Below are 18,897 nucleotides of genomic sequence, written 5' to 3' on the forward strand. Positions count from 1 at the left end.
CACCGCCACCGCCACCGCCCGCACTGCCGCCGCAGGCGCCGACGCCGCGGGCACCGGCACGACGAGCGCCGCCGCCGGCCTGTGGGCACAGCCGAGCGGCTGGCGGCTCGGTCCGGCCCGGCCGGTGCACTACAGCCTGCGGGTCAGCGCCACCGAAACCGTCGACGTTGCCGTGCTGACCGGCCCGGACGGCCTGACCGTGGCCGTCGACGAACGGATGCCCGTTCCCGGCCGACTCGCGCCCGTCACCGGCCACGCCGATACCTTCGCCTGTGAACTGGGCGGCCGCCTTGAGGTGCTGCAGCTCGTGTCCGACGGCCCGCGCCTCTGGCTCGGCCAGAGCGGTTTTGGCACCGAGCTGGTGCACCGCTCCCGGGCCGAGCAGCTCGTCGACCGCCTCACCGGCCTCGACCGGGCCGGGGGAGAGGCCGGGGCGGCCCGGCCGGAGGTGCGCTCGCCGATGCCCGGGACCGTGGTTGCCGTGCACCTCGCCACGGGCGACCTGATCGTCGCCGGCCAGCGCATCCTCACCGTGGAGGCCATGAAAATGGAGCACCATCTGCTGGCCGAAACGGATGGCCGGCTCACCATCGGCGTGCGCCCGGGTGACCTCGTGCGCCTCGACCAGATCGTCGCCACAGTCGCCGCCACCGCCGTGACCACCGGGACGGAAGCCACACCACCAGCCACGCCAGTCAAGGGAGACCCAACGTGAAACAGGAACTGACCGAGCAGCAGCAGCAGCTCAGCGACACCGTGCGCGACTTCGCCGACATGGTCGTAGCGCCGGCCGCCTACGAGTACGACACCAAGCGCAGCCTGCCCTATGACATCATCGCCCAGATGGGGGAGTTGGGCCTGTTCGGCCTGCCATTCCCGAAGGAGTACGGCGGCCAGGGCCAGGACTACTTCGCGCTCTGCCTCGCGGTCGAGCAGCTTGCCCGGGTCGACCAGTCCATCGCCGTCACCCTCGAGGCCGGCGTGGGGCTCGGCATCATGCCCGTCTACCGGCGCGGAACCGAGGCGCAGAAGCAGGAGTGGGTGCCGCTGCTGACCAGCGGGCGTGCGCTCGCCGCGTTCGGGTTGACCGAGGCGGATGCCGGCTCCGACGCCGCCGGCACGAAGACCACGGCCGAGCTTTCCGGCAGTGAATGGGTGATCAACGGCACGAAGCAGTTCATCACCAACTCCGGTTCCGAGATCACCCGGCTGGTCACCGTGACAGCTGTCACCGGCGAGTCCGAGCGCCCCGACGGCTCGGTGAAGAAGGAGCTCACGGCCATCCTCGTGCCCACCCCGACCCCGGGGTTCACGGCGCTGCCGGCTTATGACAAGGTGGGCTGGCACACCTCCGACACGCATCCGCTGCTCTTCGAGAACGTGCGCGTGCCCGAGGCCAACCTGCTCGGCGAACGCGGCCGCGGCTTCGCCAACTTCGTGCAGACCCTCGACGAGGGGCGCATCGCCTTCGCCGCGCTGTGCACGGGTGCGGCACAGGGCTGCCTCGAGGAGTCCATCCGTTACGCCAACACCCGCAATGTGTTCGGCCGGTCGATCGGCTCCAACCAGCACATCGCGTTCAAGATCGCACGGATGCAGGCTCGCGTGTACACGGCCCGCCTCGCCTACTACGACGCGGCCATGAAAATGGTGCATGGACACCCCTTCAAAATGGAAGCCTCGATTGCCAAAATGGTGGGAAGCGAAGCCGCCATGGACAACGCCCGCGACGCGACCCAGATCTTTGGCGGCTACGGGTTCCTGAACGAGAACCCGGTGGCGAGGCACTACCGCGACTCGAAGGTGCTCGAGCTCGGTGAAGGCACTACCGAGGTTCAGCTGATGGTCATCTCGCGGGCGCTTGGGTTCACCGGTTAGGCGGGAGGAAAATGAGCGACGAACGACGCACGATCGAGCAGCGCGGGCTGTATTACGAGGAATTCGACCTCGAGGCCCGCTACCGGCACAGCCCCGGTCGCACGGTGACCGAGGCCGACAACGTGCTCTTCAGCACGCTGACCATGAACTCGCAGGCACTGCACCTCGACGCGGCGTGGGCGGCCACCCAGCCGTTCGGGCAGCGCCTGGTCAACTCGATGTTCACGTTGGCGACGCTGGTGGGCAGTTCGGTCGCGCAGCTGACGCAGGGCACGATCGTGGCGAACCTCGGCTTCGGGGAGGTGACGTTCCCGCATCCGCTCTTCCACGGCGACACCCTCTACTCCGACACGATCGTCACCGCCCGCCGGCTGTCGGCGTCCCGGCCGGGCCAGGGGCTGGTCACGCTTCGGCACACCGGTCATAACCAGGAGGGCGACGTGGTGGCCACGGCCGAGCGCACGGTGCTGGTCTGGTGCCGGGCGGCCGTTCAATGAGCTTCGACCTTGGACCCGCGCTGCTGTTCTGCCCGGCCGACCGCCCCGACCGGTATCGCAAGGCGGCGGAGCGGGCGGATGCCGTGATCCTCGACCTGGAGGATGCGCTCCTGCCCGGCAACCGGGCACGCGCTCGCGGCCTGCTGGTCAGCCATCCGCTCGACCCCGAACGCACTGTCGTGCGCGTCAACCCGGCCGACACGCCCGACTTCCAGCTTGACCTCGCCGCCCTCGACGACACCCTGTACCGCTACGTGATGCTGCCGAAGACCGTGAGTGCCGCCCACCTCGCCGCTCTCGCCCGGTTCGAGGTGATCGCACTCTGCGAGACCGCCGCGGGGGTGCTCGCCGCCCCCTCGATTGCGGCCGAGCCCAATGTGGTGGCGCTGATGTGGGGTGCCGACGACCTGGTGGCCTCGCTCGGCGGCAGCTCGAGCCGGTTCCCCGACGGCAGCTACCGCGCCATCGCCCGCCATGCTCGGTCCGCTGTGCTCCTGGCGGCCGGGGCCAACGACAAGGCGGCCGTGGACGGCGTGTTCTTGGCCATCCCCGACCTCGAGGGTCTGCAGGCCGAGGTGGTGGATGCGGTCGCGAGCGGATTTCGCGCCACCGCCTGCATCCACCCCAGCCAGGTGCCCGTCATCCGGGCCGCCTACCGGCCCACGCCTGCCGAGGTCACGGCGGCGTGGCAGATCCTGGAGGCGGCCGCGGGAGAGGGGGGCGTGTTCGCCTACCAGGGGCGCATGATCGACGCACCCCTGCTGCGCCACGCCGAAGCGGTGCTGCGGCGGGCGGCGACCGTCCCGCCGGAACCGGGATTTCCGACGGGATCGGCTCCGGCCGACTCGGTGGACCACTAGCTGCCTCTGTTCGGCGTCGAATTCGTTCACGGCGCAGCGCGGGGCGACCGCTGATTGCCCGAACCGCGTAAGCCCTGCGGCATATCCGCGGCGCCTTGTGGCTTAGTCAGGAGATACGTCTGGCCACGCCGGGCATCCACGCCGGTTCCGCACTGGTCCGGGGCGGCAGGTTCACGAGGGCGACGGATGTCCTGAGTTGACCACACGCGCGGGCTCGTCCTGGGCCCATCCACCCCGGGGGAGCCAGGGGCGTCAACCGGCTCGGTGGGCTCTTAGGCGGCGTTGGCCGCGAGGGTCTTCTCGATCGCCTGCACGATCTCGTCGGACTCCGGCTCGACCGTCGACGCGAAGCGGTTGACGATCTCACCCTCGGGACTCACCAAGAACTTCTCGAAGTTCCACTTGATCAGACCGGGCAGCAGGCCCGACTTGAACTTGGTCAGCTGAGCGTAGAGCGGGTGCTGGTGCCTGCCGCGCACGTCGACCTTCACGCTCAGCGGGAAGGTGACGCCGTAGTTCTTCTGGCAGAACGACTCGATGTCCGCCTCGGCCCCTGGCTCCTGTCCCATGAACTGGTTGCAGGGAAGGCCGAGCACAACGAGTCCCTCGTTCTGGTACTTCTGGTAGAGCGCTTCGAGACCGGCGTACTGCGGAGTGAACCCACATTTCGAGGCGACGTTCACGACCAGGACGGCCTTGCCGCCGAACTGGCCGAAGGTCGTTTCCGTGCCGTCGATGAGGGTGAGTGGGGTCGAATAGAGCTCTGAGGCAAACATGCGGCTGACGCTACCGGTGCTGCCTTCGAGAAGGCTGGGCAGGGGAGCGGTGAAGGGGCTGACCAGGCTGCGATAGAATGAGGCGTCATGAGCATCATCCGTGCCCTCTCGACTGCCGTGTCGATGACTTCACGGACCTGACGCCACCGCCTTCGGACTCAGCCTCGACTCCGACCCGATCGGACATTAGCGTCCGCCCCGGGCGCGGCCGCCCGAATCCAGACTTTGCACGATCTGTTCACCAGAACATCCGTTCACCAGGACCCGACCACGGTCCACTACGCGAGACACGCACGCGACGCGCGCGTTTTCACATTGAGAAATGAGTTTTTTTGACCAAGCACCCGCTCGACCTGTCCACGCCGCCGCAGCTGCCCAGGCGCGGCCTCCGCGTCACCCCGCTCGGCGGTCTCGGCGAGATCGGCCGCAACATGACGGTCTTCGAACACAAGGGCAAGCTCCTGATCGTGGACTGCGGCGTTCTCTTCCCCGAAGAGACCCAGCCCGGCATCAACGTGATCCTGCCCGACTTCTCGTCGCTGCGCGACCGCCTGCAGGACATCGAGGCCATCGTGCTCACCCACGGCCACGAAGACCACATCGGCGGCGTGCCGTACCTGCTGCGCGAGCGCAAGGACATCCCCGTCATCGGATCACAGCTGACCCTGGCCTTCGTCACAGCGAAGCTCGAAGAGCACCGCATCACGCCGCGCCTGATCGAGGTCAAGGAGGGTCAGCGCCGCAAGGCCGGCCCGTTCGACCTCGAGTTCCTCGCCGTGAACCACTCGATCCCCGACGGACTCGCCGTCGCGATCCGCACCGAGGCCGGCCTCGTGCTCGTCACCGGCGACTTCAAGATGGACCAGTTCCCCCTCGACAACCGCCTTACCGACCTCCCCGGCTTCGCCCGGCTCGGAGAAGAGGGCGTCGACCTGTTTCTGACCGACTCGACCAACGCCGAGGTTCCCGGGTTCACGGTGACCGAGGAAGACATCCGCCCGGCCATCGACGCCGTCTTCCGCACCGCTCCTCGCCGGATCATCGTCTCCAGCTTCGCCAGTCACGTGCACCGCATCCAGCAGGTCATCGACGCCGCCGCCCGCCACAACCGCAAGGTGGCCTTCGTCGGCCGCTCGATGGTGCGCAACATGGGCATCGCCGAGAAACTGGGCTTCCTGCAGGTGCCCAAGGGCCTTTTGGTTGACGTCAAGGCCTTCGACCGGATGAAGGACGACAAGGTCGTCCTCATCTGCACCGGTTCGCAGGGTGAGCCCATGGCCGCGCTGGCCCGCATGGCCAACCGCGAGCACACCATCAAGATCGGTGAGGGCGACACCGTTCTGCTGGCCAGTTCGCTGATCCCCGGAAACGAGAACTCGATTTACCGGGTCATCAACGGCCTCACCCGCTGGGGTGCCAACGTCGTGCACAAGGGCAATGCCAAGGTGCACGTCTCCGGCCATGCGTCGGCCGGCGAACTCGTCTATGTCTACAACATCGTCAAACCCAAGAACGTCATCCCGTACCACGGCGAATGGCGCCACCTCAAGTCCAATGCCGATCTGGCCATCCGCACGGGCGTCCCCGAGGACCAGGTCCTCGTCGTCGAAGACGGCGTGGTCGTCGACCTCGTCGACGGTGTCGCGAAAGTCACCGGCCGCGTGGCTGCCGAGCTCGTCTTCGTGCACGGTATGACGGTCGGCGGCGGCGGCTCCGAGGAGGCTCTCGCCGACCGCGTGCAGCTCTCCAACGACGGCGCGGTCACGATCCTCGGCATCCTCGACACCCGAACCGGGCTTCTCACCGAGCCGGTCGAGTTCATCGCCCGCGGCTTCGTGCAGGACAACGAGTGGATCCAGGGCGCGACCAAGTCCATCGATGACGCCCTGCGCGCCGCGAACAAGGTCAAGATCGTCAACGGCGCAGAGCTCGAAGACATCTTCACGCAGAGTCTGACCCGCTGGATGCAGCGCAAGTACCGCCGCATCCCGGTCATCACCTCGGTCGTCGTCGACGCCTGATTGTAGCCGCCGGGCCGCCGGGCCGTTCGGCCCGGTGGCCCTCCCGCTTCCTTCGCAACCAGAAACGACTCGGCGCTCATGACCCCTGAAATGTCCGGTAGGAAAAACGCCCGTCGGTCCCGACGGCGTTCGCGTGTGCTGATCGCGCTCAGTGTCGTCGTGGCCCTGCTGGCGACGACGGCGATCGTGGCCGTGGTCAATCTGCCCGACGACCTGTCAATCGGTCGGTTGTCGCAGAAGAGCAACATCTACGCCACCGCGAGTGACGGTTCGCCCTATCTGCTCGCCTCCTTCTATGACCAGAACCGGGTCGAAGTGAGTTCGGATGCGATCAGCCAGTACGTGAAGGATGCGGCGACCTCCGGCGAGGACCCGGGATTCTACGAGCACGGCGGCGTGAACATCTGGGGCAGCCTCACCGGCGCCGTCACCACGCTGTTCACCGGCGACGTCCGCGGCGGATCCTCGATCACCCAGCAGTACGTGAAAAATGTGCTCGTGCAGCAGTGCGAGGCCCTTTCCGACGACGCCGAGCGCATGATTTGCTACGACGCGGCCACGGAGACCAGCCCGTGGCGCAAACTCAAGGAAATGAGCCTCGCCGTCGGTCTGGAGAAGAAGTCCTCCAAGGACGACATCCTGCGGCAGTACCTGAACATCACCGGCTTCGGTGGATCCGTCTACGGCATCGAGGCGGCCGCCAACTACTATTTCAACACGACCGCGGCCGCGCTGACGCTGCCGCAGGCCGCGAGCCTCGTCGCGATCGTGAACAACCCGGTCAAGTTCCAGCTCGACGAACCCGACAGCACGACCAACGGCGCCGCCAACGGGTACGCGGCCAACAAAGAACGCCGTGACTACATCCTCGACGAGATGCAGGAGAACGAGAAGATCAGCACGGCGGACCACGACGCCGCGATCAGCGCTCCGATCGAACCGACCATCACCGAACCGAGCACGGGGTGCCGCACCGCGGGCGGAAGCGCCTACTTCTGCGACCTGGTGCTCCAGACCCTCCGGAACGATCCGGCCTTCGGGGCGGATGCCGATGCCCGCCTGGCCAACTTCCGGCTCGGCGGCTACAACGTGTACACGACCCTCGACCCCGTCCTGCAGAGCGCGGCAGAGAGCACCATGGCCGAGAACGTGCCCAAGACCTTCGAGGACTGGGATGTCGGCGGCGTGATCACGAGCGTGGGCGTCGGTACAGGGCGGGTGCTGGCCATGACCCAGAACAAGGACTATAGCCAGGACCCGGCCGACACCGGAGCGAACTTCACCGGCATCAACTACAACACCGATCTCGACCAGGGCGGCTCCAACGGATTCCAGACCGGGTCGACCTACAAGGTTTTCACCCTCGCCGAATGGCTCACTCAGGGTAATTCGCTCGCCGACTCGGTCAGCGCCTGGGAACGCGACGAGTGGGGAACCTTCGGGGACAGTTGCAACGGTCCCCAGGACTACGGCGAGAGCTTTGCGCCCGGCAACGACTCCTCCTGGGATGACGATTCCTCCTATTCCGCCCTGGAATCGACCATCGACTCGATCAATACCGGCTTCATCGGAATGGCCAAGGAACTCGACCTCTGCGGCATCCGCAAGACGGCCGAAGCCTTCGGCGTGCACCGCGCCGATGGTGGCGCGCTGGAACAGGGCGCTTCCGCGGTGCTGGGCACCAACGAGATCGCGCCGCTGACGATGGCCGCCGCCTACGCGGGGATCGCCAACAATGGCGTCACCTGCACGCCGATCGTGATCGACCGGATCACCGGCCCCGACGGAGCCGAACTTCCCGCCCCGCAGTCGAATTGCACGCAGTCCGTCACCCCCGAGGTTGCCGCGGCCATGAGCTACGCGATGGAGCGCGTGATGACCAGAGGCTCGGGTAGCCCGTCGTACTACGACACCGACCCGCAGGTGCCGATGATCGGCAAGACCGGCACCACCGATGAGAACAGGGACACCTGGATGGCCGGTGCGAGCACGAAGGTCGCCACCATCGTGGGCGTCATGAACGTGTCCGGGGTCGGCGAAGACCAGCGGGAGACATATTTCGAGAGCGGGCAGGCGGCCACGGCCCGGCACCGGATGTGGCCCGAGATGATGGGCGTCGCGAACGAAAAGTACGGCGGAGACGAGTTCACGGAGCCGCCGCGCGACCTGACCCGCTGACCCCATGCCCGACGGCATCCGCCTGACCGCTGCCCTCGTGCTGGCCGCTGCCCTCGCGGCGTCAAACCAATGCGACGGAGATTCTGGCCTGAATCCGGTTTTCCGGCCGGTTTGGGCCGGTTTTCGGCAGAATCTCCGTCGAATTCGTTCGGGCTGCTGGCCTGCGAATCAGGACCGACTCGCCTAGTACGCGGCGGGGACCTCGTTGCTGCCCGTGGCGAGGTCTTCCAGCATCAGCTCGGGGTGGTCGCGCACGGTGTTGCGCAGCCGCCACGGAGTGCTGAACAGGGCGAGCAGCGTGCCGTCGGAGCGCATCAGCACCTCGACCTGGCGGTCGTGGCCGAGGATCTCGGCGCTCGCGCGGTCGGTGCGCCGGGCCAGCTGGTAGGGCAGAGCCTCGGTGCGAATGGCGGCGCCGAAGTCGTGGGTCATCCGTTCCTCCACAACCTCGAACTGCATCGGCCCGACCGCGCCGAGCACCGGCGCCTGGTCGCCGCGCAGCTCCGACCGCAGCACCTGAATGACACCCTCGTGGTCAAGCTGGTCTATGCCGCGACGGAACTGCTTGTGCTTGCTGGAGTCCGCCGACCGCACCACCCGGAAGTGCTCGGGCGCGAACATCGGCAGCGGCGGGTATTCCACCGATTCGATCTCGAAGATCGAGTCGCCCACCCGTAGGGCGGAGGCATTGACCAGGCCGACGATGTCGCCGGGCCAGGCCTCGTCGGCCACCTCCCGCTCGCGCCCGAACAGGTGCTGCGCGTACTTGGTGGCGAACGGCCGCCCGCTGGCCGCGTGGGTCACGATCATCCCGCGCCGGAACTGACCCGAACAGACCCGCACGAACGCGACGTGGTCGCGGTGCGAGGCGTTCATACCGGACTGCACCTTGAACACGAAACCGGAGAAGGCGCTGTCCACGGGGCGGTGGCCACCGGATGCGTCCTCCCGGGCTTCCGCGGCCGGCGCGAAGTCCACGAGGGTGTCCAGAATGTGCTGCACGCCGAAGTTGAGCACGGCCGCGGCGAACAGCACCGGGGTGGTCTCGTTCGCGAGGAAGCGGGCCTCATCGTGGTCCTGGCTCTCCTCGGCGAGCAGCTCGGACTCCTCGGTGGCGGTGACCCAGGCTGCGCCCTCCTCGGCGGCCGCGACGGCCACACGCAAGCGCTCGGGTTCGGCGGCTTTCGTTCCGCCGGCGGTGCGGTGAAAGCGGATGAATTCGTGCGAGGACCGGTCGATCACGCCGCGGAAGTCACCGGCGATCCCGACGGGCCAGGTCAGGGGAGTGGGTAGGAGTCCCGTGCGCTCCCGGATCTCGTCCATCAGGTCCAGCGCCTCGGCACCGGGACGGTCCCACTTGTTGATGACCGTGATCACCGGGAGGCCGCGCTGCTTGCACACCTCGAAGAGCTTCATGGTCTGCACCTCGAGACCCTTGCTGGCGTCGACGAGCATGACTGCGGCGTCGACGGCGGAGAGCACGCGGAAGGTGTCCTCGGAGAAGTCGGCGTGCCCGGGGGTGTCCACCAGATTGATCACGGTGTCGCGGTACTCGAACTGGATCGCCGCGCTGGTCACGGAGATGCCGCGGGCCTGCTCCATCGCCATCCAGTCGGAGACGGTGCCGCGTCGGCCGGCCTTGCCGTGCGTGGCGCCGGCCGTGGTGATGGCCCGCGCGTGCAGCAGCAGGGCCTCGGTGAGCGTCGACTTCCCCGCGTCGGGGTGCGAAATCACGGCGAACGTGCGTCGCCTGCGCGCTTCTTTCAGTACCTCGGGCGTGGACACGCCGGCGAGCTGCGTCATGGATCCTTCTTTCGCGGATGATTCGGGCAGGCGGGGGGCGTTGCCTGGGCGGCCGCTACTCAGGAATCGGTTCCCCCGATTCTAACTTCACACTCTGGGAACTGGTTCTCCGCTTCCGGCGGCGGGGTTCAGGCCCAATGCGCGCACGGTTTGGTAACGGTCCAGGCGTGTCCTTCGCAACGTTCGGCCCCGGGGATAACCTCGGCTCAACCGAAGGGAGACGACGGATGCCGCGTCCGGGCATGCATGGTTCCCGCCGTACGACCACCAGCCTGCCCGCTCATCCGACCGGACAGGGCCCGGCTCCGATCTCGACGTCCAGCCCGACCGCCCCGCAGGCGGTTTTTTCGCCCCCGCCCCCGCTCGCGATCCCGGATCTGTACGTCCCGCAGGCCGCCCCCGCGACCGGGGCGTCCCCCCTGGCGCTCCGCCGCACGATTGCCGACACCGACCTCACCGTGCACCCGCTGGCACTCGGCACGAGCGTGTTCGGGTGGACGGCAGACGGCGCCACGAGCCACCGCATCCTCGACCGCCACCGCGACCTGGCCGGCAACTTCCTCGACACGGCCGACAGCTACACCTCCGGCCGCAGCGAGGTGATCATCGGGTCCTGGCTGCGCTCGCGCCGAACTCGCGACAGCACCGTCATCGCCACCAAGATCGGCAAGAACCTCGACAACCCCGGGCTCTCCTCCCGCAGCATCATCGGCGCCGTGCACGCCTCCCTCGACCGGCTGGGGACGGATTACATCGACCTGCTGCACTTCCACTTCGACGACCCGACCGTGCCGCTGGAAGAGAGCCTCGGCGCCGTCGATGTGCTCATGCGCCGCGGTCAGGTGCGCTACCTCGCCGCCTCCAACTTCTCCGCCGAACGCCTGATGGAGGCCCGGGTTCTCGCGGCGAACGGCCTGCCCCGCTTCGTTGCCCTGCAAACGCAGTACAGCCTCCTGCACCGCACCGCATTCGAATCCTCTCTCGCCCTCGTCACCCGCGCCCAGGGAATGGCGGTGCTCCCCTATTTCGCGCTCGCCCACGGATTTCTGGCCGGCCGGTACCGGTCGAAGACCGATCTGGAGAAGACCACTCGCAGCTCCCGCGGCGCCCGATACCGCAACCGCAGCGGATTCCGCGTGCTCGCGGTGCTGGACCGCATCGCCGAGGAGCACGAGGCGCCGCCGGCGGCGATCGCGATCGCGTGGCTGCTCGCACGGGGGCCGGTCGTGGCGCCGGTGGCCAGTGCCAGCCAGCCCGAACAGGTCGACGCCCTCGTGACGGCGGCCGGCATCCGTCTGACCCGCAGCGACATGGTGGACCTCGACCGGATCTCGGCCTGACGCACCGGTGCCGGCCGAACACCGGATCTCGGCCTGACGCACCGGTGCCGGCCGAACACCGGTGTCGGCACCCGGGCCGCGTCGGCGCCGTGACGTAAGGTGGTCTAGTCATGAACGGTGCCGTCGAATTCTCTCTGGATCTGCCCGAACTCTCGTTCCGCGCGGCAGGTGATTCCCTGGTGCGCCGCAGCGTGCTGCCGAGCGGTGTGCGCATCGTGTCGGAACACGTTCCCGGCAGCCGCAGCCTGACCATCGGCTTCTGGGTCGCGGTCGGCTCCCGCGACGAGGAGCCCGGCCACTTCGGGTCCACCCACTTTCTGGAACACCTTCTGTTCAAGGGCACCGCCAAGCGCACCGCCCTCGACATCGCGATCGCCTTCGACTCGGTCGGCGGTGAGCACAACGCGATGACGGCCAAGGAATACACCTGCTACTACGCCAAGGTGCAAGACCGAGACCTGCCGATGGCGGTCGAGGTGCTCACCGACATGCTCACGTCGTCGCTGCTCGACCCGGTTGAGTTTGAGAACGAGCGGGGCGTCATCCTCGAAGAGCTGGCCATGGCCGACGACGACCCGGCCGACGTCGCCAATGAGCGCTTTTTCGAGGCGGTCATGGGAGATCACGCGCTCGGGCGCCCGATCGGCGGCAGTCCCGACACGATCCGTGCGGCCACCCATGCCGCCGTTCTAGAGCACTACCGGGCGAACTACCGCCCACAAGACTTGGTCGTCACCGTGGCCGGCGCGGTCGACCACGACGTGCTGGTCGCAGCAGTCACCCGGTCCCTCGCCCTCGCCGGCTGGGACCTCAGTGTTTTCGCGCCCCCGGTCGGCCGCCGGTCCGGAGCCCCCGCCGCCCTCAGTCAGGGTGATCCGGTCACCATCGTGCGCCGCCCGCTCGAACAGGCGAACATTCTGATGGGCTTCCCCGGCCTCCTGGCCACCGACGAGCGGCGCGTCACCATGAGCGTGCTCACCTCGATCTTCGGCGGGGGCATGTCCTCGCGCCTGTTCCAGGAGATCCGCGAGAAGCGCGGTCTGGCCTACTCGGTCTACTCCTTCGCGCCCGGCTACTCGGATGCGGGACTGTTCGGCATGTACGCGGGCTGCACCCCGGCGAAGTCCGGCCAGGTGGCCGAGCTGATGCTGGGCGAGCTGCACCGACTCGCCGACAACGGCGTCACGGCCGACGAGATGAAGCGGGCCGCGGGTCAGTTGTCCGGCGCATCCGCTCTCGCCCTTGAAGACTCCGATACCCGGATGTCCCGGCTGGGCCGCGCCGAAATCACCCTCGGCGAGTTCATCGACCTCGACGAGGCCCTCCGCCGGCTCGCGCGCGTCACGGCCGACAACGTTCAGAACCTCGCCGCCGAACTGGCCGCCGGCTCGCTCTCCATCTCCGCGGTCGGCGCGCTCGACGACGACGTCTTCGCCGCGATCCTGCCGACCTTCGTGCCCTCCTGAGCAGAACGGTCGAGCCCAGAAACTCGGTACCCAAAAACTCGGAGCCCAAAAACTCAGTGCCCAGATACTGAATGCCCAGAACCACCGAGACCCAAAGCCGGGGCCACACGCTGATGTGCGGCTCCTGACTGAGAGAGATCCCCTTGCACCATTACATTTACCTCGTTCGTCACGGTGAACAGCAGGATGCCGAGCACGGCATGCCCGACGGGCCTCTGTCCGCGCGCGGCACCCGGCAGGCTCAGCTGATCGCCGAGCGTCTCGGCGGCGTGCCGTTCACGGACGCCTGGCACTCCCCGCTGCAGCGCGCCGCCGACACGGCGAAAATCATCGCGCAGCGACTGCCGGCTCTGACCTCGGTGCCCAGCCCGCTGCTCTTCGACTGCATCCCCTCCGGCAGGGCGCCGGAGACGCCGTCGGCCTATGCGCCGTTCTTCGGCAGGGTCACTGAGGCCGACATCGAGGCCGGCAGCGCGCAGATGGGCGACGCCGTGGCCGAGTTCCTCCAGCCGCGCCGCGGCGAACGCCACGACCTGCTGATCACCCACAACTTCGTCATCGCTTGGTTCGTGCGGGAGGTACTGGGCGCCCCGGACTGGCGGTGGATCAGCATCAACCAGGCGAACTGCGGCCTCACCGTGCTGCACCAAAAACCGGGCCGGCCCTGGACGCTGCTGACCCACAACGACACCGGGCACCTCCCCGTGGAGCTGCGCACCGGTCTGCCGGACCCGCTCCTGTTCTAGGTGGATAGGCGGGTTCCGGGCGGCCGGCTCTCGGCTGGCCCGGCTCCGTCCGTCTTCCGGGTGAGGCTCTTGCGATACCAGGTCGTGGCATTCGGGTTGTCGTTATACGGCGCGCAGGACTCGTAGCCCGACCGCGCGTAGAGTGCTCCGGCCGCGGTCAGGCTCGCGTTGGTGTCGAGCACGACGTCGTCGGCGCCGAACTCCCGGGCGCGCCGTTCGAGCTCGGTCAGCAGCGACTGCCCCCAGCCGCGCCCGCGCACCTGCGGCTGCAGCCAGAGATGCTTGATCTCGAACCGCACATTTCCGGCCGGGGAGTCCTCGAGACGACGGATGCCGCCACACCCCACAAACGCTCGTTCGGCCGGTCCCATTTGCTCGCTGACCAACAGGAACACCCCGGACGGCGGCAGGAACTGGACCGGATCGGGGAACGTGGTGCGGTACCGGCCCTGCGCGGCCGGGAAGCCCGACTCCCGATCGCTGAAGTACTGGGTGAGCAGCACGATGGAGCCGGCATCCGTCACCGACACAGCGGTGAAGGCAAGGGCGGGGGAGTCAGGCATGGCCCAAGGCTAACTCGATGCCCCGCGATTGATAGATTGGACCCATGAAAACACGGGTGGCCATCGTCGGCGTATCGGGAACGATGGGCCGCTTGGTCTCGGGTCTCGTCGAGCAGTCCGAGGAGTACGTCCTCGTCGCCGGCCTGAACTCGAAGAGCGACCTCTCCGAGATGATCGGCGCGGAGATCGTGATCGACCTGACCCTGCCCGGGGTCAGTCAAAGCGTGGTCGACTTCGCAGTGGACCACGGCCTGCGCGTGCTCGTGGGCACCTCCGGCTGGTCGCAGTACCGCATCGACGCCCTCTCCGCCCGCCTCGCCGGGCAGAATGAGATCGGCGTCGTCATCATCCCCAACTTCTCGATGGCGTCGGTCATCGCGACCGGCCTGTCGGTGCTCGTCGCCCGTTTCTTCGACTCGATCGAGATCGTCGAGGCCCACCGGGCCGGCAAGGTGGACTCTCCGTCGGGCACGGCCGTGCGCACCGCCGAACTGATCGGGCGGGCCAGGGCCGAAATCGGGCCGGTGTCGGCGCCGCACACCGACCAGCGCGCTCGTGGCCAGCAGGTGTCGAGCATTCCCGTGCACAGCCTGCGCCTCGACGGCATGCTCGCCCGCCAGGACGTGTTCTTCGGCGGTGCGGGGGAGACCCTCACGATCAGCCACAACACCCTGTCGGCCGCATCCTACGAACGTGGCATCCTGCTGGCCCTGGCGGCCACCCGCACGGCCGTCGGCGTCACCGTCGGGCTTGACCAGATCATCGATCTCGGACTGGGTGCGCCGACGACGGCCACAACTGCCCACCCGGGTGAGGCCGCCGTATGAAGGGCCGGCTTGCCGCCGGCCTGATGGCCCTGCTGCTGGTCTTCTACCTGGTCCTCGTCGGCTGGCGAGCGGTGTTATTCCTGCAGAGCGGCGAAATCATCGGCATCGTGATCGGGGTGGCGCTTCTCGTGCTCCCGTTGGTCGGAGTCTGGGCGCTGGTCGCCGAACTCCGGTTCGGGCGCAACTCCGAGCGGCTCGTGCGCCGGCTGGAGGCCGAGGGCGGGCTCCCCGTCGAAGAACTGCCGATCAGGCCGAGCGGACGCCCCATGCGGGACGAGGCCGACGCTGAATTCCCGATCTACCGGGCGGCCGTCGATGCCGCCCCCGACGACTGGCGCGCCTGGTTCAGGCTCGGCCTGGCCTACAACTCATCGGGGGACCGCCGTCGCGCCCGCGGCGCCATCCGTACCGCGATCTCCCTCGAGCGCGCCTAGCCTCCACCGGTGCGTGAGCCCGTCGAAAATCGATGACCCGGCCCTCGAACCAGCTCACCGGCATCCATCACCGCGCGCTAAATGCAAAGTTTTTCGCGACACGCCGCCGGAGCAACCGAAAAATGCGGCGTGTCCCGAAATTCTCCGAGTTTACGTCGCGACGGATGCCCTCGGCCCGCTGCGACCGCGCCCGCATCCCCGACCGCGCCCGAACCCCGGGCAGGGTGGCGCCTTGGCCGTCCGAGGCCGCGAACCGTCAGAACTACGGGCGGCTGAGCATCCAGGCCACGGCCTCGGCCGCGGTTTTGTGGGTGAAGACGAAACCGTCTGTGTGCAGCCTCTCCGGCACGATCTGCTGGTCGGCGAGCAGCAGTGCGCGAGCGGCATCCTGCAGTGCGAGCGTCAGCACGAATTCCGGCACCGGCACCAGGAACGGGCGGTGCAGCCCGGCTGAAACGGCCCGGATGACGTCGTTCGCGGTGGCCGGTGTCGGGCCGACCAGGTTGACCGGACCCGACAGCGTCGAGGTGAGCAGGTGCACGACGGCCGCGGCCTCGTCGTGCAGGCTGATCCACGGCCAGTGCTGGGTGCCGCGGCCGAGCGGGCCGCCCAGGCCAAGCTTGACGATCGGCAGAAGTGGCTTCAGGGCGCCGCCGCGGGCGATGACCAGCCCGGTGCGGAGGGTGACGACACGGGTCGACTCCGGCGCACGTGCGGCCTCGGCCTCCCAGTCTCTGGTGACTTTCGCCAGAAAATCGTTGCCGGCCGGGGAGTTCTCGGTGAGCACCTCGCTCGGACGGTCGCCGTAGATGCCCACGGCCGACGCATTGAGCAGCACGGCTGGCGGTGTCGCCTGCCGGCCCATGGCATCCGTCAGCGTGCGTGTGGCCTGCACCCTCGAGTCACGGATCTCCCGGCGATAGGCCTTCGTCCACGGCAGACGGGCGATGGATGCCCCCGACAGGTTGATCACGGCGTCGGCGCCGTCGAGGGCGCCCTGGTCCATGCTCAGCGCGGCCGGGTCCCAGCGGAATTCATCGGCCCCGCGCGGATCGCGGCGCACCAGGCGGGCCACGGTGTGGCCGGCCGCGCGCAGCTGTGCGCTCAGCTCGGTGCCGATCAGTCCGGACGCACCGGAGACGAGAACTCGCATTGTGTGCGGGCCGCGCCTACGCCAGCTCGGCTTCGATGGTGATCGGGATGCCCGCGAGCGCCTTCGAAACCGGGCAGTTGGCCTTGGCGTCCTCGGCGTAGACCGCGAACTCCTCTTCGGTCAGGCCGGGGATCTTGGCGCTGACCAGGAGGTGGCTGCCCACCACGCCGACGCCGGCTTCGAAGGTTACGGCCGCGGTGGTCTGGATGCTGTCCGGAGTGTGTCCGCCGGCGCTGAGGCCGTTGGCCAGCGCCATCGAGAAGCAGGCCGCGTGGGCGGCTCCGAGAAGCTCTTCCGGGTTGGTGGTGTTCGGGGTGCCGACGGACCGGGCCTGCCAGGTGACCGGGAACTCGGCGGTCTTGGAGGAGTCGAGGGTGACGGTACCGCTGCCGGACTTCAGATCGCCGGTCCAGACAGTTGTTGCTTCGCTGGTGAGTGCCATGATGTTGCCTCCTGAGGTGAAGCTTCAGCCTAACTGTCGCCTCGGCCCACATAGGGTTCACTCTCAGCCAATGATCAGGGATGGAGCTGCGGCGGCCGTCAGCTCCCGGCCAGCGGCGTCGGCCCGCGTCCGAGGATGCCGGCACGCACCAGGAGCAGGTACAACTGGCAGCCGAGGCAGTAATCGAACACGGCGTTCAGGAACGCCGCGACGAACGCGACGCCGGCAGCGACGCCCACAGCGGGCGTCAGCCCGGCCAGACCGAGCACCACGCCGGTCACGGTGACCAGCAGCCCTACCCCCTGCGCAAACGTCGGCGGGGCCGCTTTCTCCAGTGCGGTGGGCGGGCCGAGCCGCGGCCGCACGACGGTCTTGAACAGCACGCCGTAAGGGTGCCGCCCGGCGCCGGCGAACGCACCCCAGGCAAAGAGGGCCGCCAGGATCGTGAGGAGGACGAAGGCGGCAACGGATGCCCCGGTCAGCGACAGGAACACCACCACCAGGAGCAGAACGGCCGTGATCGCGGCGCCGAAGCGTGGTCCGCGCGGGTCGAGGTCCGGGCGATCCGGGCGGGCCCGGCGCGCGGAGGGCTGCGGCCGGGGCTCAGCGGGCGAACTGGGCATGGCTGCTCCCGGTGAGGTCGTCGAGTTGCCGGAGGACGCCGGCCCGGTTCGGAACGCCGCCGATCCGGGCGCGCACCTGACCGGTTCCGTCGAGGATGAGTGTGGTCGGGGTCTGCAGGATCCCGAACCGGTTCGCGAGGTCGCGGCGGTGGGTCAGGTCGACGTCCAGGTGCGCGACGCCGGGACGGGACCGGGCCAGGCCGGCGAGGAGCACCTGGGTGCCGGGGCAGCGGGCGCAGTGACTGGTGGAGAACTGCACGAGCGTGGCGTTCGCGCCGAACGGAACCCGGCTGCTGACATCCGCCGGCGTGAGCGCGTCCGGCACGCCGAGCGCCTCCGGAGCCGCCGGGGTGACCACGATGGGGCGCCCCTGGCGGGACCGCCAGAAGAGGCCCAGCACGGTGGTGCCCGAGACAAGAACCAGCACGAGAATCAGGGCGGAGGTCGAACTCATGCTGCGACGTTACAAGGATCTCGGGCCGGGCGGGTCCGTGTGACGACAGGTTACGCGTGCAGCAGGTATCGTTTAGCCGTGTCTGAAATTGAGTTCCGCTCCGATGTAACCGTCGAACTGGTGCGCGCAAGCGCCCACGACTCCGATGTGCTGTTCGCCGCACGGGTGTCGACTCAGGGGGAGCAGACCCTGACCAAGGCCCTGCTCGAGGAATCGGACGGCGACGCCCCGAGCACGGGTGACGCCGGGCTGATCAACTACCTCATGCGCGACCGCCACGGCTCGCCGTTCGAGCACAACTCGATGACCTTTTACGTGCAGGCGCCGATCTTCGTATTCCGCGAGTTCATGCGGCACCGCATCGCCTCCTATAACGAGGAATCGGGCCGCTACCGCGAGCTGAACCCGGTCTTCTACGTTCCGGCCCCGACCCGCAACCTCGTGCAGGTCGGCAAGCCCGGCGCCTACGACTTCCTGCCCGGCACGGCCGAGCAGGCCGCGCTGGTCGACCAGCTGACCCGCGAGGCCTCCGCGCACGCCTACGCGTCGTATCAACGGATGCTCGAAGCCGGCGTGGCCCGCGAGGTTGCCCGCATCGTGTTGCCGCTCAACATCTTCTCCTCGATGTACGTGACCATGAACGCCCGGTCGCTGATGAACTTTCTCAGTCTGCGTACCAAGCGCGAGGGAACCCACTTCCCGTCGTTCCCGCAGCGCGAGATCGAGATGTGCGCCGAGAAGATGGAAGACCAGTTCGCGACCTTGATGCCGCTCACCTACGCCGCCTTCAACAAGAACGGTCGCGTCGCCCCGTAACGTGACGCCGCGGCGGTGCG

Annotated in this window: 19 protein-coding genes; 12 read left to right on the forward strand and 7 right to left on the reverse strand. The window is 68.2% G+C overall.

Annotation, left to right across the window (positions count from 1 at the left end; translation table 11 throughout):
* From E3O28_RS09705 to E3O28_RS09720, 4 genes are all read left to right on the forward strand, one after another.
* Positions 1-715: biotin/lipoyl-containing protein (locus E3O28_RS09705; protein WP_134415792.1), on the forward strand; the 715-nt coding region annotated here is incomplete at its 5' end.
* Positions 712-1,878 carry an acyl-CoA dehydrogenase family protein gene (locus E3O28_RS09710; RefSeq protein WP_104101134.1) on the forward strand — a complete coding sequence of 389 codons (1,167 nt, stop codon included), beginning with the start codon at positions 712-714 and terminating at the stop codon, positions 1,876-1,878. The genes E3O28_RS09705 and E3O28_RS09710, both read left to right, overlap by 4 nt.
* 11 nt (positions 1,879-1,889) lie before the next feature.
* Positions 1,890-2,375, forward strand: coding sequence for a MaoC family dehydratase (locus E3O28_RS09715; RefSeq protein WP_134401911.1), 486 nt, complete (start codon positions 1,890-1,892; stop codon positions 2,373-2,375).
* A complete protein-coding gene (locus tag E3O28_RS09720; RefSeq protein WP_104101138.1) occupies positions 2,372-3,235 on the forward strand; it encodes a CoA ester lyase in 864 nt (287 codons plus the stop codon). Before E3O28_RS09715 ends, E3O28_RS09720 begins: the two co-directional genes overlap by 4 nt.
* Before the next feature lie 272 nt (positions 3,236-3,507).
* On the opposite strand, the gene E3O28_RS09725 is transcribed toward E3O28_RS09720, so the two are convergent.
* Complete coding sequence (locus E3O28_RS09725) at positions 3,508-4,011, reverse strand: glutathione peroxidase (protein ID WP_134415794.1); 504 nt, start codon at positions 4,009-4,011, stop codon at positions 3,508-3,510.
* 332 nt (positions 4,012-4,343) lie between these two features.
* On the opposite strand from E3O28_RS09725, the gene E3O28_RS09730 reads away from it, so the two are divergent.
* Positions 4,344-6,032, forward strand: coding sequence for a ribonuclease J (locus E3O28_RS09730; protein ID WP_233191417.1), 1,689 nt, complete (start codon positions 4,344-4,346; stop codon positions 6,030-6,032).
* Positions 6,033-6,167: 135 nt separating this feature from the next.
* On the forward strand, positions 6,168-8,210 hold the full coding sequence (locus E3O28_RS09735) for a transglycosylase domain-containing protein (protein WP_166784792.1): 2,043 nt from the start codon (positions 6,168-6,170) through the stop codon (positions 8,208-8,210).
* A gap of 183 nt (positions 8,211-8,393) precedes the next feature.
* Here the strand turns inward: E3O28_RS09735 and E3O28_RS09740 are convergent, their stop codons facing one another.
* Positions 8,394-10,013: a peptide chain release factor 3 gene (locus E3O28_RS09740; RefSeq protein WP_134415798.1), complete on the reverse strand. Its 1,620-nt coding sequence runs from the start codon at positions 10,011-10,013 to the stop codon at positions 8,394-8,396.
* A 242-nt stretch (positions 10,014-10,255) separates the two neighbouring features.
* Between E3O28_RS09740 and E3O28_RS09745 the strand changes: the two genes are divergently transcribed.
* The 3 genes from E3O28_RS09745 to E3O28_RS09755 all read left to right on the forward strand — a co-directional run bounded on the left by E3O28_RS09745 (position 10,256) and on the right by E3O28_RS09755 (position 13,565).
* Positions 10,256-11,353 (forward strand): aldo/keto reductase, encoded by a 1,098-nt coding sequence (locus tag E3O28_RS09745; RefSeq protein WP_134415800.1) that lies wholly within the window; start codon positions 10,256-10,258, stop codon positions 11,351-11,353.
* A gap of 110 nt (positions 11,354-11,463) precedes the next feature.
* Positions 11,464-12,819: a pitrilysin family protein gene (locus tag E3O28_RS09750; protein WP_134415802.1), complete on the forward strand. Its 1,356-nt coding sequence runs from the start codon at positions 11,464-11,466 to the stop codon at positions 12,817-12,819.
* 143 nt (positions 12,820-12,962) lie between these two features.
* Positions 12,963-13,565 carry a histidine phosphatase family protein gene (locus tag E3O28_RS09755; protein WP_104101149.1) on the forward strand — a complete coding sequence of 201 codons (603 nt, stop codon included), beginning with the start codon at positions 12,963-12,965 and terminating at the stop codon, positions 13,563-13,565.
* On the opposite strand, the gene E3O28_RS09760 is transcribed toward E3O28_RS09755, so the two are convergent.
* A complete protein-coding gene (locus E3O28_RS09760; RefSeq protein ID WP_134401907.1) occupies positions 13,562-14,128 on the reverse strand; it encodes a GNAT family N-acetyltransferase in 567 nt (188 codons plus the stop codon). The two genes, E3O28_RS09755 and E3O28_RS09760, sit on opposite strands and share 4 nt — an antisense overlap.
* Positions 14,129-14,172: 44 nt before the next feature.
* Here E3O28_RS09760 and dapB point away from each other — a divergent pair, with 44 nt between their 5' ends.
* Together dapB and E3O28_RS09770 are read left to right on the forward strand one after the other, a co-directional pair.
* Positions 14,173-14,955: a 4-hydroxy-tetrahydrodipicolinate reductase gene (dapB, locus tag E3O28_RS09765; protein WP_104101153.1), complete on the forward strand. Its 783-nt coding sequence runs from the start codon at positions 14,173-14,175 to the stop codon at positions 14,953-14,955.
* Entirely contained in the window at positions 14,952-15,389 is a 438-nt protein-coding gene (locus E3O28_RS09770) for a tetratricopeptide repeat protein (RefSeq protein WP_104101156.1), read from the forward strand. Before dapB ends, E3O28_RS09770 begins: the two co-directional genes overlap by 4 nt.
* 262 nt (positions 15,390-15,651) lie before the next feature.
* Here E3O28_RS09770 and E3O28_RS09775 read toward each other — a convergent pair whose 3' ends face one another.
* From E3O28_RS09775 to E3O28_RS09790, 4 genes are all read right to left on the reverse strand, one after another.
* A complete protein-coding gene (locus E3O28_RS09775; RefSeq protein WP_134415804.1) occupies positions 15,652-16,542 on the reverse strand; it encodes a TIGR01777 family oxidoreductase in 891 nt (296 codons plus the stop codon).
* Between the two features lie 16 nt (positions 16,543-16,558).
* Positions 16,559-16,984, reverse strand: coding sequence for an OsmC family peroxiredoxin (locus tag E3O28_RS09780; protein WP_104101161.1), 426 nt, complete (start codon positions 16,982-16,984; stop codon positions 16,559-16,561).
* Between the two features lie 98 nt (positions 16,985-17,082).
* Positions 17,083-17,607: a DUF4395 domain-containing protein gene (locus E3O28_RS09785; protein WP_104101163.1), complete on the reverse strand. Its 525-nt coding sequence runs from the start codon at positions 17,605-17,607 to the stop codon at positions 17,083-17,085.
* Positions 17,588-18,061, reverse strand: coding sequence for a thioredoxin family protein (locus E3O28_RS09790; RefSeq protein ID WP_134342208.1), 474 nt, complete (start codon positions 18,059-18,061; stop codon positions 17,588-17,590). The genes E3O28_RS09785 and E3O28_RS09790 overlap by 20 nt, the downstream gene beginning before the upstream one ends.
* 78 nt (positions 18,062-18,139) lie before the next feature.
* Between E3O28_RS09790 and thyX the strand changes: the two genes are divergently transcribed.
* Positions 18,140-18,877: an FAD-dependent thymidylate synthase gene (gene thyX / locus E3O28_RS09795; protein ID WP_104101167.1), complete on the forward strand. Its 738-nt coding sequence runs from the start codon at positions 18,140-18,142 to the stop codon at positions 18,875-18,877.
* Positions 18,878-18,897: the final 20 nt, after the last annotated feature.

It is taken from the genome of Cryobacterium sp. TMT2-14, assembly GCF_004402465.1.
In the GTDB taxonomy this organism is placed as follows: domain Bacteria; phylum Actinomycetota; class Actinomycetes; order Actinomycetales; family Microbacteriaceae; genus Cryobacterium; species Cryobacterium sandaracinum.